General features: G+C 67.1%; 15 protein-coding genes and 1 pseudogene. 2 read left to right on the top strand and 14 right to left on the bottom strand.

Annotation, left to right across the window (positions count from 1 at the left end):
• Window positions 1-109: 109 nt before the first annotated feature.
• The 8 genes and pseudogenes from VGN93_RS02390 to VGN93_RS02425 all read right to left on the bottom strand — a co-directional run bounded on the left by VGN93_RS02390 (window position 110) and on the right by VGN93_RS02425 (window position 7,172).
• Window positions 110-1,360: a class I SAM-dependent RNA methyltransferase gene (locus VGN93_RS02390; protein WP_327506195.1), complete on the bottom strand. Its 1,251-nt coding sequence runs from the start codon at window positions 1,358-1,360 to the stop codon at window positions 110-112.
• Window positions 1,357-2,109: a TlyA family RNA methyltransferase gene (locus VGN93_RS02395; protein ID WP_327506196.1), complete on the bottom strand. Its 753-nt coding sequence runs from the start codon at window positions 2,107-2,109 to the stop codon at window positions 1,357-1,359. The genes VGN93_RS02390 and VGN93_RS02395 overlap by 4 nt, the downstream gene beginning before the upstream one ends.
• Before the next feature lie 151 nt (window positions 2,110-2,260).
• On the bottom strand, window positions 2,261-4,180 hold the full coding sequence (dxs, locus tag VGN93_RS02400) for a 1-deoxy-D-xylulose-5-phosphate synthase (protein WP_327506279.1): 1,920 nt from the start codon (window positions 4,178-4,180) through the stop codon (window positions 2,261-2,263).
• Window positions 4,181-4,422: 242 nt separating this feature from the next.
• On the bottom strand, window positions 4,423-4,827 hold the full coding sequence (locus VGN93_RS02405) for a DUF1801 domain-containing protein (protein WP_327506197.1): 405 nt from the start codon (window positions 4,825-4,827) through the stop codon (window positions 4,423-4,425).
• Between the two features lie 13 nt (window positions 4,828-4,840).
• Window positions 4,841-5,287: a DUF1801 domain-containing protein gene (locus VGN93_RS02410; RefSeq protein ID WP_327506198.1), complete on the bottom strand. Its 447-nt coding sequence runs from the start codon at window positions 5,285-5,287 to the stop codon at window positions 4,841-4,843.
• A gap of 15 nt (window positions 5,288-5,302) precedes the next feature.
• Window positions 5,303-5,733 (bottom strand): annotated as a pseudogene (locus tag VGN93_RS02415) (SRPBCC family protein).
• Window positions 5,730-6,062, bottom strand: a complete 333-nt coding sequence (locus VGN93_RS02420) for an ArsR/SmtB family transcription factor (protein WP_413818586.1) — start codon at window positions 6,060-6,062, stop codon at window positions 5,730-5,732. Before VGN93_RS02420 ends, VGN93_RS02415 begins: the two are co-directional and overlap by 4 nt.
• Before the next feature lie 186 nt (window positions 6,063-6,248).
• Window positions 6,249-7,172: a pirin family protein gene (locus tag VGN93_RS02425; protein WP_327506199.1), complete on the bottom strand. Its 924-nt coding sequence runs from the start codon at window positions 7,170-7,172 to the stop codon at window positions 6,249-6,251.
• Window positions 7,173-7,322: 150 nt separating this feature from the next.
• Here VGN93_RS02425 and VGN93_RS02430 point away from each other — a divergent pair, with 150 nt between their 5' ends.
• Window positions 7,323-7,709: an ester cyclase gene (locus tag VGN93_RS02430; protein WP_327506200.1), complete on the top strand. Its 387-nt coding sequence runs from the start codon at window positions 7,323-7,325 to the stop codon at window positions 7,707-7,709.
• Between the two features lie 2 nt (window positions 7,710-7,711).
• Here the strand turns inward: VGN93_RS02430 and VGN93_RS02435 are convergent, their stop codons facing one another.
• From VGN93_RS02435 to VGN93_RS02445, 3 genes are all read right to left on the bottom strand, one after another.
• Window positions 7,712-7,969, bottom strand: coding sequence for an exodeoxyribonuclease VII small subunit (locus tag VGN93_RS02435; RefSeq protein WP_327506201.1), 258 nt, complete (start codon window positions 7,967-7,969; stop codon window positions 7,712-7,714).
• Window positions 7,970-7,971: 2 nt separating this feature from the next.
• Window positions 7,972-8,898, bottom strand: a complete 927-nt coding sequence (locus VGN93_RS02440) for a histone deacetylase family protein (RefSeq protein ID WP_327506202.1) — start codon at window positions 8,896-8,898, stop codon at window positions 7,972-7,974.
• A gap of 70 nt (window positions 8,899-8,968) precedes the next feature.
• Complete coding sequence (locus VGN93_RS02445; protein WP_327506203.1) at window positions 8,969-10,117, bottom strand: zinc-dependent alcohol dehydrogenase family protein; 1,149 nt, start codon at window positions 10,115-10,117, stop codon at window positions 8,969-8,971.
• Window positions 10,118-10,138: 21 nt separating this feature from the next.
• Here VGN93_RS02445 and VGN93_RS02450 point away from each other — a divergent pair, with 21 nt between their 5' ends.
• On the top strand, window positions 10,139-10,540 hold the full coding sequence (locus tag VGN93_RS02450) for a thioesterase family protein (RefSeq protein WP_327506204.1): 402 nt from the start codon (window positions 10,139-10,141) through the stop codon (window positions 10,538-10,540).
• On the opposite strand, the gene VGN93_RS02455 is transcribed toward VGN93_RS02450, so the two are convergent.
• The 3 genes from VGN93_RS02455 to VGN93_RS02465 are packed head-to-tail and all read right to left on the bottom strand — an operon-like array spanning window position 10,526 to window position 13,557.
• The gene (locus VGN93_RS02455) at window positions 10,526-10,909 is read right to left on the bottom strand and encodes a GFA family protein (protein ID WP_327506205.1); all 384 of its coding nucleotides are present in this window, start codon (window positions 10,907-10,909) and stop codon (window positions 10,526-10,528) included. The two genes, VGN93_RS02450 and VGN93_RS02455, sit on opposite strands and share 15 nt — an antisense overlap.
• 7 nt (window positions 10,910-10,916) lie before the next feature.
• Window positions 10,917-12,092, bottom strand: a complete 1,176-nt coding sequence (locus VGN93_RS02460) for a thiolase family protein (RefSeq protein ID WP_327506206.1) — start codon at window positions 12,090-12,092, stop codon at window positions 10,917-10,919.
• Window positions 12,070-13,557 (bottom strand): class I adenylate-forming enzyme family protein, encoded by a 1,488-nt coding sequence (locus VGN93_RS02465; protein ID WP_327506280.1) that lies wholly within the window; start codon window positions 13,555-13,557, stop codon window positions 12,070-12,072. Before VGN93_RS02465 ends, VGN93_RS02460 begins: the two co-directional genes overlap by 23 nt.
• Window positions 13,558-13,559 lie beyond the last annotated feature (2 nt).

The raw sequence follows: 13,559 nt of genomic DNA on the forward strand, positions 1-13,559 counted from the left end.
TTCCCGAGTTTTCGGAGCGCATCGTGCCCGTCGACAGGGCCGTCGCGCTCGCCTGCGCCCGGCTTCATGTGCCGCGATCCGCGGCCGGCGCCTGACAGGACGGCCGACGCTACCTGTCCAGCACCGCCACCGCCTCGACATGGGCCGACCAGAGGAACTGGTCGATCGGCGTCACCTGGCGGATGCGGTAGCCGGCGGCGGTGAGGATCGAAAGGTCGCGCGCGAGGCTGACGGGGTTGCACGAGACGGCGACGATGGTTTTCACGCCGGAGCGGGCGAGTTCCTTGCACTGGTCTTCCGCGCCGGCGCGCGGCGGATCGAAGACCACGGCGTCGTAAACCTTCAGTTCGGAGGCCATCAGCGGGCGGCGGAAGAGGTCGCGCTTTTCCACCGTCACGGGCTTCAGGCCCTGCGTGTTGCGCGCGGCCTGGTCCAGCGCCTTCACCGCCTTCTCCTCGCCTTCCACCGCATGCACCTTGGCCTGCCGGGCGATCCGCAGCGCAAAGGTGCCGGAGCCGGCGAAGAGATCGGCGACGCGCTTCGCCTTGCCGAGGGCCGCAAGCACCAGCTCGGCCATCGCATCCTCGGCCGGCTTCGTCGCCTGGGTAAAGCCGCCGGCGGGTGGCGAAACGCGCACGCCGGAAAAGTCGAGCACCGGCCGCTGCGGCTCGATCAGGATCTCGCCGTCAGTGGAGACCCGCGCGATGCCGGGCAGCGCAAGCACGCAGGCGGTGACGGCGCGCCGTTCCTTGTCGCCCACCTTCTTGATGCCCTCGAAGGCGAGGTCGAGGCCGACGAGCGTCTCCAGCACCGTGACGCGAAAAGGTTCGCTGCTGGTGGCGATGGCGCCGGCGACCCGGCGGATCGCGTCGAGCCTGGAAATAATGCCGTCGCTCGAGATCGGACAGTGGTCGATGGAGACGATGTGGTGGCTGCCGGCCTGGTTGAAGCCGAGCAGCACGGCCTTTTCCGTCTTGCGCGCGGTGAAGACGACGCGGCGGCGTTCGCCCGGCCGGGCGATGACGAGCGGCGCCACCTCGGGCGTCAGGCCCTTGGATTTCAGCGCGTGCACGACGAGTTCTCGCTTGAATTCGTGGTAGAGCGCATCGCTTGCATGTTGCAGCGTGCAGCCGCCGCAAGTGCCGTTCTTGCCGTCCGGGCCGAAATGCATGCAGGGCGGCGCGACGCGCTCGGGCGAGGCGACCGACATCGACATGACCGTGCCGATGTTTTTCACGCGCGCCACAGCAACGGTCTCGCCGGGCAGCGTGAAGGGCACGTAGACCGGGCCGCCGGGCGCCTCCGCAATGCCGTCGCCGCCCGAGCCGAGCCGCGCGATGGTCAGCGTTTCCGTCGTCATGGCTTGCGGCCCCCGAGCAGGAATTCGACATTGCCGTCGCCCCCGGTGATCGGCGAGGGCAGGAGGCCGAGGCTCGTCCAGCCCATGTCCTCGACGAGCCAGCGCTCCAGCTCCGCGGCAACCGCAGGCGCGCTGTCCGGGTCCTTCAGAAGCCCCGCCTTGCTGATCGCCTCGCGGCCCGCCTCGAACTGCGGCTTGACCAGCAGCACGCAGAAGGCGCCGGGCTCGGCCATGGTCAGCGCCGGCGGCAGCGCCAGCTTCAGCGAGATGAAGGAGACGTCGGAGACGACCGCGCCGATTTCGCGCCCTTCGAGATGGTCCTCGTCGAGCACCCGCGCGTTCAGCCCCTCGTAATTCGTGATGCGTTCGTCCGCGCGCAGCCGCGGGTGCAGCTGGTCGTGGCCGACGTCCACCGCGATGACATGGCTGGCGCCGCGCTCCAGCAGGATATCGGTGAAGCCGCCGGTCGAGGCGCCGATGTCGAGGCAATCGAGCCCTGCCGGATCGAGGCCGAAGTCGTCGAGCGCCGCCTTCAGCTTCAGCGCCGCACGCGAGACATAGGCCTGCGCGGGGTCATCGATCTCGATTGTCGCGGAGGCGGGGAAGGTGGAGCTCGGCTTGGTGACGGTGCGGCCGTTCACCTTGACGGTGCCGCGCGAAATCGCGTCGCGCGCCCGCGAACGGCTGGCAACGAGACCGGCATTCAGCAGGAGCTGGTCGAGGCGGATGGTTTCTGTGGGTTCGGACATTGCCTCTCATGACGCCTCGCGCCGCGGGTGGCAAGCCCCGCGCGGCGCATTTACGCGCTGGCGGTGGTCATCGCGTCACCTGCTCGCGGGTTCAATCCGAGCTTGGTCCTTCAAACCGTCCCTGGTGGGTCCTGGGCGGTGTTTGCTTATATCACCCGGCTGCCCCGACACCCACGGCCTTTTGGCCGAGCGTCTTGAAGACGGTGGAGACGATGCCGGCGCGGTCGAGGCCGGCCTTGGCATACATGGCGTCGGGCTTGGCCTGTTCCATCCAGATATCCGGCAGCACCAGCGGGCGCACCTTCAGCCCGTGGTCGAGCAGGCCTTCCATGGCGAGGAATTGCAGCACATGGCTGCCGAAGCCGCCGACGGCGCCTTCCTCGATGGTGATCAGCACCTCGTGGTGGCGGGCGAGCTGGCGGATGAGGTCGTGGTCGAGCGGCTTGGCGAAACGCGCATCGGCAACCGTGGTGGAAAGGCCTGCGGCATCGAGGTCTTCTGCGGCGAGCAGACAATCGGCCAGCCGCGTGCCGAAGGAGAGCAGCGCCACCTTCGACCCTTGCTTGACGACGCGGCCCTTGCCGATCTGGAGGATCTCGCCGCGCGCCGGCATGTCGATGCCGACACCTTCGCCGCGCGGATAGCGGAAGGAGATCGGGCCGGCATCATACGAGGCGGCGGTGCGCACCATATGTTTCAGCTCGGCCTCGTCGGCGGCCGCCATGACGACGAAACCGGGCAGCGTCGCAAGATAGGTCGTGTCGAAGGAGCCCGCATGGGTCGGACCGTCGGCGCCGACGAAACCGGCGCGGTCGATCGGGAAACGCACCGGCAGGCCCTGGATCGCCACGTCATGCACGACCTGGTCGTAGCCGCGTTGCAGGAAGGTGGAATAGAGCGCGCAGAACGGCTTGTAGCCTTCGGACGCGAGGCCGGCGGCAAAGGTCACCGCATGCTGCTCGGCAATGCCCACGTCGAAGGTGCGCATGGGATAGGCGGCCGCCAGCTTGTCGAGGCCGGTGCCGTTCGGCATGGCGGCGGTGACGCCGACGATCTTCTCGTCGAAACCGGCTTCCTGCACCAGCGCATCGGCGAAGACGGCGGTATAGGCGGGCGCATTGGGCTTGGCCTTCGCCTGCGCGCCGGTGATGACGTCGAAGGTGTTGACGCCGTGATACTTGTCGGCCGCGGCCTCGGCCGGCGGATACCCCTTGCCCTTCTGGGTGACGACGTGAATCAGCACCGGACCCTTGGAATTGTCGCGCACATTGCGCAGCACGGGCAGGAGGTGCTCGAAGGAATGCCCGTCGATCGGGCCGATATGGTAGAACCCCATCTCCTCGAACAGCGTGCCGCCGGTGACATAACCCCGCGCATGCTCGACGGCGCGGGTGATCGCGCGGTCGATCTTCTTGCCGAGATAGGCCGTCAGTTTCTTGCCGAGGTCGCGGAAGCCCATATAGGTGCGCCCGGAGGCAAGCCGCGCCAGATAGGCGCTCATGGCGCCCGTCGGCGGCGCGATCGACATGTCGTTGTCGTTGAGGATGACGATGAGGCGGGCATCGAGCGCGCCGGCATTGTTCAGCGCCTCATAAGCCATGCCGGCCGACATGGCGCCGTCGCCGATGACGGCGATGACATTGCGCTTCTCGCCGGAAAGATCGGCCGCGACCGCCATGCCGAGGCCGGCGGAAATCGAGGTCGAGGAATGGGCGGCGCCGAAGGGGTCGTATTCGCTCTCGGCGCGCCGGGTGAAGCCGGAAAGGCCGTCTTCCTGGCGCAGCGTGCGGATGCGGTCGCGGCGGCCGGTAAGGATCTTGTGCGGATAGCACTGGTGGCCGACGTCAAAGATCAGCCGGTCCTTCGGCGTGTCGAACACCTTGTGGATGGCGATGGTGAGCTCGACCACGCCGAGACCCGCGCCCAGATGCCCGCCCGTGCGCGACACCGCGTCGATCATCTCGGCGCGCAGTTCGGCTGCCAGCTGCGGCAGGTCGCGATCGTCCACGCCCTTCAGGTCCGCCGGAATGTGGACCTTGTCGAGCAGCGGTGTGGCGGGTGCTTGTGTCACTCTCATGCCTCGTGTTCTCGCCCGCGTGCCGAAACTCCGCTGTGGAGCCCGACCCGGGCATGCGGTTTGACCGCGTTAGCCTGTCACATGCAGAATGCGGCGCGCGATTTCAACCGTTCCGGCAAGTCTAGAGCGTATTTCGCCGGATTGATACCGCACAAACCGACGCACTGCCGGAGTTCTCCCGGGCAATTGGGGCAATTTGCGGACGCCGGCCGCCCGCGCTCGACTTGTGTTGATTCCTACTTCTTCTTCTTTGGGCGTTTCGCCGTGTTCAAGGCGACGGCGGCCTGGACCAGCGCCGTCAGCGCCGCCTCGTCGATCGCCTCGCCCTCATGCACGTCGATGGCGCGGCGCGTATTGCCCTCCAGGCTGGAATTGAACAGGCCGGCAGGATCGGGCAGCGATGCGCCCTTGGCGAAGGTCATCTTCACCGCCGCCTTGTAGGTCTCGCCGGTGCAGATGATGCCGTCATGCTCCCAGACCGGCACGCCGCGCCATTTCCATTCCTCGACAATGTCGGGATCGGCCTGGCGGATGATGGCACGCAGCCTGGCCAGGGTTTCGCCGCGCCAGTCGGCGAGTTCTTCGATCCTCCTGTCGATCAGACGGGAAGGGGATTCCGGTTCGCCCTTTACCTGGTCCATTTTTTCCTGCTCCTCACATGCGCTCGCCGGGAAGCCGGCTTGCCTGCCGGATCCAGTCGGCAAGCTGCGTTTCGTCGAGTGTGTCGCCCTCGTAAATGTGGAAATAGCGCGTCTCGGCGGTTTTCGAGGCAACCGGCGGCACGGGATCGAGCGCCGTGCCGCGAAAGAAGGCGAGCTTGATGTATGTGTTGAAACAATGCAGGCCGAGAAACCAGCCGTCGCCCTCGATGCCGTAGAACGGCGAGTTCCATTTCACCGCCTTGTGGACATCCGGCACGGTTTTCTCGATCAGCGCATCGAGGCGGCGCCCGACATCGCTCTTCCAGCCCGGCATGGCCGCGATATAGGCCTGGATCGGCTCATCGCCATATCCCTTGGCGATCTGTGGATTGCCGCCCGACAGCAGGACGGGCTGCGCGGCCTGCTTCTTTGCTGGTTTCTTGGTGGTCTCGCCGGTCATGGTCCTTGCTCCGCGTTATGCGATTCCTGCCAGAACCCGCTCGAGGTTCGTGAAATGCTGTTCCCAGCCATACCGTGCGCCGCCGAAGGCCTGCTTCTGCTCCGGCCGGAAGCCGGTCTGCTCCATGCGCAGATGCGTTCCCGTGGCGGTCGGCGTCAGCGTGAAGCTCACCACGCGCTCCGGAGATCGAAGGCCGGGTCGTCGTGCGCATGATCCCACGTATAGGTCAGCGTCCTGCCGGGATCGACCGTCAGGACGCGGCAATCGACACTCCCCCAATCGCCGCGCAGCGTGAAATCATGGCCGACGACGGGCGCGAAATCGGTCTTCATCAGCCATTCCGAGATCAGATACGGCTGCGTCAGCGCGCGCCAAAGCTTTTCCGGCGGATGGGCGATCTCGCGCTCGACGACGACGGCGCGCATCTCGGGTGTTGCGTCACTCATTGATCCATTCTCCTCAGCAAATTTTCGAGATCGTCGAAGCGCGTCTCCCAGAACCGGGCCATCTGGCTGGTCCAGTCGATCAGCGGCGCAAGCGCGCCGAGCTGGGCGCTGTAATGCGTCTGGCGCCCCTGATGCCGGTCGCGCACGAGGCCCGCCTGCTTGAGCAGGCTCAGATGTTTGGAAACGACCGGCTGCGAGACGCCGGCCTGCGCCGTCAGCGCCCCGACCGTCTTCTCGCCCTCGCGGCAGAGCCGCTCGAAGAGCGCGCGCCGGGTCGGGTCCGCCAGCGTGCGGAACAGCATATCATGCGCTTCGGTCACTTGATCCATACCTCGATGACTATGAATAACGTATAGCTATTTGGCTATGGATATGTCAAGCCACCTCTCCTCCGTCATGCTCGGGTCAAGCCAGGATGACACTGGAAGCGGGGGCGGACCTGCCAAGACGTGAAGCGCGAAAACGGGCAGGCCGCTCCTTTGCGTCCTTATCTCATATATTCTGTCGACTATGCATCACCCCGCTGGAAGCGGCACGAATTCCTCTTCGTCGCCAGGCACGATGTCGAAGCGGCCGGTGCGCCATTCCTCCTTGGCCTGCTCGATGCGCTCCTTGGAGGAGGAAACGAAGTTCCACCAGATGTAGCGCTTGGAGCCGAGCGCGGCCCCGCCGAACAGCATGATATGACAGCCCTCAGGCCCCGCCTTCAGCGTGATCGCATCGCCCGCGCGGAACACCAGCAGCCGGTCCGCCTCGAAGACGTCGCCGGCCACGTCCAGCGTGCCGGAGAGCACATAGACCGCGCGCTCCTCCCATTCTGCCGCAAGAGGCGCCACGGCACCGGGCGCGAGCGTCAGGTCGACATAGAGCGTGTCCGTCGGCACATCGACGGGCGAGGCGTGGCCCTCATAGCGGCCGATGATGGTGCGTCCCGTGATGCCGTCGGCCGAAAACGAGGGCAGTTCGGCCTTCGTGGTGTGGGCGAAGACGGGCGCCATCTCCTCGTGGCTGTCGGGCAGGGCCAGCCAGGTCTGGAGCCCGGAAATCGACATGGGCCTGCCGCGCAGGTTTTCCGGCGAGCGCTCGGAATGCACGATGCCGCGCCCCGCCGTCATCAGGTTCACGTCGCCGGGCGCGATCACCATTTCGGTGCCGATGCTGTCGCGGTGCTTGATCTCGCCGTCGAAGAGATAGGTGACGGTGGACAGCCCGATATGCGGGTGCGGCTTGACGTCGATCGCGTCGCCCGCCCGCAACAGCGCCGGCCCCATCCGGTCGAAGAAGATGAACGGCCCGACGAGCCGGCGTTTCGCCGTCGGCAGCGCGCGCCGCACTTCCAGACCGCCGATATCGCTGGTGCGCGGAATGATCAGATGCTCCAGCGCATCGCACGCCGCCGCGTCCCCCGCCTCCGGGTCCTTGCCGGGAAAGAAGCTCATCACGCCCTCCTGTCGTTGGTTCATGGGCGGATGTTAGCGGGCGGCGGGCGAGGCGGATAGCGCGATCCTGTTGACGCTGTGGTCAAGCTTTCAGCGCATCTGGCTTTTGCGCCGCACCACGCCATATTGTCCCGATGGAGGAAGAACGGCATGACGAAGGACGAGCTTGCGACGCGCTACCACGGCTATATCGCCTGCCTGAACGCACAGGACTGGCCGAACCTCGGCGATTTCGTGCATGAGGACGTGCATTACAACGGCGGGCGCATCGGCCTGTCAGGCTATCGCACCATGCTGGAAGGCGATTTTCGGGCGATTCCCGATCTTCGCTTCACCATCGATTTCCTGATGGCCGACCCGCCGCGCATCGCCAGCCGGCTGCTGTTCGATTGCACGCCCGTCGGCGAACTCTTCGGCCTCCCCGTCAACGGCAGGAAGGTCGCGTTCACGGAAAACGTCTTCTACGAATTTCAGAACGGGCGCATCCGCAATGTCTGGTCGATCATCGACAAGGCCGCGATCGCAGATCAGTTGTAGGCTTACGCCCCGTCGAGCGGCTCCGTGCCCTGCGGCTTGCCGGCGCGGTCGAGGCGGATCTTTTCGATGCGGTTTTCCGCGGCCGAAAGCAGCGTCTCGCTATGTTTCTTCAGCGCCTCGCCCCGCTCGTAGATCTCGATGGACCGGTCGAGCGGCACGTCGCCGCGCTCCAGCGCCGCAACGATCTTTTCCAGCTCCTCGACGGCCTGTTCGAAGGAGAGGGCGGAGACATCGGGGGCAGTGGGAACAGCGTTGGTCATGGTCAGCCTCTCATCAGGCGATAGATATGGGTGGCGGCGGATTCGGCGAGGCCTTCGAGGTCGTAGCCGCCTTCCAGCAGGCTGACCACCCGGTTGTTCGCCGATTTTTCGGAAAGTTCCATGATCTTCGCCGTCGCCCAGTCGAAATCGTCGGCGACGAGATTGATCTGCGCCAGCGGATCGCGGTGGTGCGCATCGAAGCCGGCGGAAATGATGATCACGTCCGGCCGGAAATCGGCAACGCGCGGCAGCACGCGCGAGCGAAAAGCCTCGCGAAAATGATCGCTGCCGTCATTGGCCGAAAGCGGCGCGTTGACGATATTGCCCGCCCCCGTCTCGTCCTTCGCGCCGCTGCCGGGATAAAGCGGCATCTGGTGCGTCGAGCAGAACAGCACGGAGGGGTCGTCGAAGAAAATGTCCTGCGTGCCGTTGCCGTGGTGCACGTCCCAGTCGACGATGGCGACGCGCTCCGCACCATGAGCCCTTTGCGCATGGCGGGCGGCGATCGCGGCATTGTTGAAGAAACAGAAGCCCATCGCCTTGTTGCGCTCGGCATGGTGGCCGGGCGGGCGCGCCGCGACGAAGGCATTGTCCGCCTTGCCGGAAAAGACCGCATCGATCGCCCCGATCGCCCCGCCGATGCCGGTCAGCGCGGCCTGCAGGCTCGCCGGGCTCGCATAGGTATCCGCCTCGACCTGGTTGATGCCCTCTTCGGGCATCTCGTCCATGACGGCGCGCAGATGGCTTTCGGGATGGGCGAGCAGCACGAAATCCTCGTTCGCCTGCGCCGCCTTTTCGCGCACGAGCGGCGAGAAGCGCTCGTGTTCCAGCGCGAGGTTGATCGCCCGGATACGGTCCGACCGCTCCGGGTGGCCCTCCGGCGTGTGGTGCTCGAGGAAGATCGGGTTCTCGAAGAGAAACGTCGTCATGGCCGGAAGCTACCTATTGCGGTTGGCGAGGTCCACGGGAAATGGGCCAGTGTCCACGCCTTTTCAACCGTCACGGCGCAAGGAGCAGTTTTCCGGTGCGTGCCGTATCGTCCTGACGGGCTAGCGCCGCGGGGAGCTCGGAGAGCGCAAAGACGCCATCCACGGCAGAGCCCAGGTGGCCGGCGCGGATGCCCGCAAAACTGCGCTCGAACGCCGCTTCGATCGCGGCGCGCGGCGCGGAATGCACCCAGTTGCGCAGCCAGAGGAAGGAGAAGGCGACCTCGTCGCGCCGGGCGGCGACCAGCATGGGATCGAGCTGCGCCCCGCTCAGCGCGCCATATTGCACGAAGGCGCCGCCGCGCCGGATATGGCGGAACAGCCCGTTACCCGGCTCGCCGCCGACCGCATCAAGCACCGCATCGAGCGGCGGCAGCGGCGCCTGCGCGACGATCTCGCCGGAAAAGCTTTCCGCCAGTCGCTGCGCCGTCGTGGCGCTGCGTACCAAGGCGACCGGCTGGAAGCCGGCCTCTGCCAATAGCACCAGCAGCATTTTTCCGATGGCCGAAGCCGCGGCCGTCACACCGACACGCTGGCCGGCTGCGGTGCCGAAGTGCTCGCGGACGGCATCGACCAGCCGGAAGGCCGTCAGCGGGTTCACATAGGCCATCGCGGCCTGGTCGTCCGAAAGATCGTCCGGCAGCGCGAAACACCGGTCCGCCGGACGGATGAGATATTGCTGCCAAAGCCCGCTCGCACCGATGGGCAGCACGCGCTGGCCGAGAGACAAGCTCACTCCATTGGTGGCGTCGGCCAACGGCTCACCCCCCTCTGTCCTGCCGGACATCTCCCCCTCAGGGGGGGAGATTGGATGGAGCACCGTTTCGTCCATCGCAGAGGTTGCCGTTTGAGCACCGTCCTCGCCCCCAGCCGGTCTCCCCCCTTGAGGGGGAGATGTCCGGCAGGACAGAGGGGGGCATGGCCGGCCGCGAACACCCTTGCCAAGGCGCACGATCTCGCCAACCCCCTCGAACCCGGGCACGAAGGGCAGCGTGGTGCGGCTGCGGTAGGCGCCGGTGACGGGGATGAGGTCGGAGGGGTTGATGGCGGCGCGGAGAATGCGGATTTCGACTTCGCCCGGGCCGGGGGCGGGGCGCTCGGCCTCTTCCAGGGCGATCACTTGCCGGGGATCGCCGAACGCTCTAACAACGGCACGAAGCATGGTTTTATCCCGGGGGTCGACGTGGAACAGACGGCAGACATCACGGTGAGCGAGGTCCGCATACCCTTTCGCGATATAGACATGCACGGCCACATGCACAATGCCGCCTATTACGCCCATGCCGAAGCCGCCGTCGCCAGCCTCTGGCGCCACAGGCCGGAGGGCGGCAACGGCCCGGTCTATTTCGTGCGCAAATCCGGCTGCACCTTCCACCGCGGCCTGAGGCTCGACGATCTGGCCCGCTTCAAGGTGTCCGTCACGCGCATCGGCGCCACCTCGCTGAGCTTCGCGGTGGCGATTTCGTCTGACGGTGCCGCGGTGGCCGATCTGGAGATCGTCTGGGTCGCCGTCGATCCTGCGACGCGCCAGCCCGTCAACGTGCCGCAGCCGATGCGCGACTGGCTGAAATCATTCCTCGCCTGAAGCGGTCTCCACCTTCAACCAGCCCGGCCGGCAATCCTCGAAGGAATGGTACTGGGGCTGAAGCGCCGGATCGGACGGATCGTCGAAACCGCCGATGAGGAGCGCCACGACCGGTTCGTCGTCGATCGCGCCGATGGAGCTGCCGCAGGCCGGGCAGAAGGCGCGGCTGGAATAGTCGGAGGAGCGCCAGGTCGCGGGTTTTGCGCCCGTCCAGGCGAGGCGATAGGCGGGAAACTCCACCCAGGCGGCGGTCGGCGCGCCGGTATGCTGCTGGCAGAAGCGGCAGGAGCAGGTATGCGGCTTTTCAGCCGGTCCCTTCGCCTCGAAACGGATGGCGCCGCACAGGCAGCCGCCGGAATAGATCTTCATCCTATCCTCACAATCTTCGAAACAGGGCCGCAATGCCCATGCCGCCGCCGATGCCCATCATGGCGAGGCCTTGCGCACCGGCCTCCGCCGCCCGCATCTGCGCAAAAAGCCGCGTGACGAGGATTGCGCCGGACGCGCCATAGGGATGGCCGAGCGCCAGCGCCCCGCCGTCGCGATTGGCGCGCGCGGGGTCGATGCCGAGCGCATCGAGGCTGGCGAGCACCTGCGCGGCAAAGGCCTCGTTGAACTCGACGAAGGAAATGTTTGCCGCATCGAGCCCGGCATTGCGCGCGGCGAGTTTTTCCATGGCCGGCACGGGGCCGAGGCCGAGCAGGTTCGGATCGACGCCCGCCACCGCGCCGTCGACGACTTCGAGCAGCGGCTGAAGCCCGAGCGCCTGCGCCGCCGCAAGCGAGGTCACCAGCACCACCGAGGCGCCGTCATTGACCGGGCAGGCATTGCCCGCGGTCACCGTGCCATCGGGCCGGAAGACGGGCTTCAGCGCGGCGAGCCTTTCCAGGGATGTGTTTTCCCGCGGGCATTCGTCGTGGAAAACCAGTCCGGCGGGTGTCTCCAGCGGCACGATCTCATCATCGAAGCGCCCGGCCTTCGCCGCCGCCACTGCGCGAACATGGCTTTCGAGCGCGAAGGCATCCTGCCGCGCACGGCTGATGCCGGCGTGGGCGGCGACGTTTTCCGCAGCGATGCCCATGTCCGGGTCGCCGATGGCATCCGGCGCCATGCGGGCGCGGCGCACGGGCTGCGGCTCGCCGCCGGGTGTTGCGGGCGGGCGAAAACGCAAGTTGGCGCGGCTGGCGCTCTCGGTGCCGCCGGCAAGGTAGAAGCGTCCCGCACCCGCCTGCACCAGCCGGGCGGCAAGCATGATCGCCTCAAGCCCCGAGCCGCATTGCCGGTCCACCGTCAGGCCGGGCACGGAGACGGGAAGCCCCGCCTCGAGCGCTGCAAGGCGGGCGAGGTTGCCGGCGCTGTTGGCCGCATTGCCGAGGATCACGTCGTCCACCGCCGCGGGCGAAAGCCGGGTTTCGGCAAGGATGCGGCGGATCAGCGGTGCGGCAAGGCTCGCCGGCTGGATTGCGGCAAGCGCGCCGTTGACGCGGCCGATCGGCGTGCGAAAGGCGGCCGTGATCACGGGGATGCGCTCAAAAGAACCGTTCGAGCGCATCGCTGTCCTCCGCCACCCATTGCCGCACCGTCTTCGCCTCGACCTTGCCGGAGGGCGTCACCGGCATGGCGCGGCACAGCCAGAGGCGGCGCGGCTGCTTGTAGCGCGGCAGCGTTTTTGCCAGGGCCGCCTTCAGGGTCTCCGGCGTCAGGGCCGGCCCGCGTGGCTCGATGACCGCGACGAGCTCGCTGCCGAGATCCGCATGGTCGACGCCGAAGACGTGCGCGGCGTGTACCTCCGCAAGGCCGAGCAGGGCCGCTTCCACCTCGGAAGGGTAGATATTGTTGCCGCCGGAGAGGATCATGCCGCCGGAGCGGCCCAGCAGATGCAGCGTGCCGTCCGCCTCCAGAAAGCCGAGGTCGCCGACGGTCGCGAGTGTGCCGAAGCGGGCGAGACCCGCGCCGTCGCCGGCACCAAGATAGCCCGTCGCGACGAGCGGGCTCTCGACGAAGAGCGTGCCGGTTTCGCCTGGGGCGAGCACCTTGCCGTCCTTGTCCAGAACGCAAAGCCGCACGCCGGGAAAAACCTTGCCGACGGCGGTGGAGGAGGCGGGGTCGCCGGGCGTGGTGACCGTGACGAAGCCGAGTTCCGAGGCGCCGTAATATTCGCGCACGGCCGCCTTCGGGAAATGCACGGCGCAGAGCGCATGGTCGGCCGCGGTCAGTTTTGCGCCGGCAACCGTGATGGCCGCAATCGTGTCGACCGGCGCACCCTCGCAAAGCCGCCGCAGCATGGTCGGCACCAGCACGAGGCGGCGGATATCCGCCGTGCGGATCGTCTCCAGCGCCCGGGCTGCATCGAAATGCCGGGCGGCATGGAATGCGCCGCCGGCAAGCAGGGTCTCCGTCATCGCATAGAGCGCAAGGCCATGGGCCAGCGGGCCGGGGGCAAAGGTGCTGGTCGTGGCATCGAGGCCGAAGAAGGGGGCGCCGGTGGCAAGGCTGATGCGCCAGGAGCGGCGGTCGCGGATGATCGGCTTCGGATCGGCGGTCGTGCCGGAGGTGAAGACGATGAGGAACGGATCCTCGTCACGGCCTTCCTGCAAGGGCGGCGCGTCGCCCGCCGCACGCTCCGCGAGGACGAGCGTCGCACCGCTCCGCGGGTTGTGGGCGAGAAGCTCCGCCCCTTCGGCGATGACGATGAGATCGGGATCGAGTTTTTCGAGGAGCCGCCGGCGCACCGCATCCGGCAGGTGCGGATCGATCAGGGCGGCGCAGGTGTTTCCGGCCGTGGCGGCCGCAAAGGCGGCGGGGAAAAGGGCGTGGTTGCCGGTGACGAGTGCGACCAGCCGGTTCTGCGGGCCGATGCTGCTTCGGCCCGAGGGGGCGAGGCCCGTGAAGGCCGCATGCAGGTGCCGCGCCGTGGCGACGAGCGTCGCGTGGGACAGAACCCGGTCTTCCAGGTGGAAGGCCGGGTTTTCCGGATGTTGCGCGGCGTGCCGTTCGAGGGCACCGGCCAGCGGCATCG

Source organism: Shinella sp., assembly GCF_035998705.1.
In the GTDB taxonomy this organism is placed as follows: domain Bacteria; phylum Pseudomonadota; class Alphaproteobacteria; order Rhizobiales; family Rhizobiaceae; genus Shinella.

Bases quoted from the DNA above. Each gene is read 5' to 3' on its own strand.
- VGN93_RS02395 (WP_327506196.1), bottom strand. From the start codon at position 2,109: ATGTCCGAACCCACAGAAACCATCCGCCTCGACCAGCTCCTGCTGAAT.
- VGN93_RS02435 (WP_327506201.1), bottom strand. From the start codon at position 7,969: ATGACCAACGCTGTTCCCACTGCCCCCGATGTCTCCGCCCTCTCCTTC.
- VGN93_RS02430 (WP_327506200.1), top strand. From the start codon at position 7,323: ATGACGAAGGACGAGCTTGCGACGCGCTACCACGGCTATATCGCCTGC.
- VGN93_RS02410 (WP_327506198.1), bottom strand. From the start codon at position 5,287: ATGACCGGCGAGACCACCAAGAAACCAGCAAAGAAGCAGGCCGCGCAG.
- VGN93_RS02455 (WP_327506205.1), bottom strand. From the start codon at position 10,909: ATGAAGATCTATTCCGGCGGCTGCCTGTGCGGCGCCATCCGTTTCGAG.
- VGN93_RS02460 (WP_327506206.1), bottom strand. From the start codon at position 12,092: ATGCGCTCGAACGGTTCTTTTGAGCGCATCCCCGTGATCACGGCCGCC.
- VGN93_RS02425 (WP_327506199.1), bottom strand. From the start codon at position 7,172: ATGAGCTTCTTTCCCGGCAAGGACCCGGAGGCGGGGGACGCGGCGGCG.
- VGN93_RS02440 (WP_327506202.1), bottom strand. From the start codon at position 8,898: ATGACGACGTTTCTCTTCGAGAACCCGATCTTCCTCGAGCACCACACG.
- VGN93_RS02445 (WP_327506203.1), bottom strand. From the start codon at position 10,117: ATGCTTCGTGCCGTTGTTAGAGCGTTCGGCGATCCCCGGCAAGTGATC.
- VGN93_RS02405 (WP_327506197.1), bottom strand. From the start codon at position 4,827: ATGGACCAGGTAAAGGGCGAACCGGAATCCCCTTCCCGTCTGATCGAC.
- VGN93_RS02390 (WP_327506195.1), bottom strand. From the start codon at position 1,360: ATGACGACGGAAACGCTGACCATCGCGCGGCTCGGCTCGGGCGGCGAC.
- VGN93_RS02420 (WP_413818586.1), bottom strand. From the start codon at position 6,062: ATGGATCAAGTGACCGAAGCGCATGATATGCTGTTCCGCACGCTGGCG.
- VGN93_RS02465 (WP_327506280.1), bottom strand. From the start codon at position 13,557: ATGCCGCTGGCCGGTGCCCTCGAACGGCACGCCGCGCAACATCCGGAA.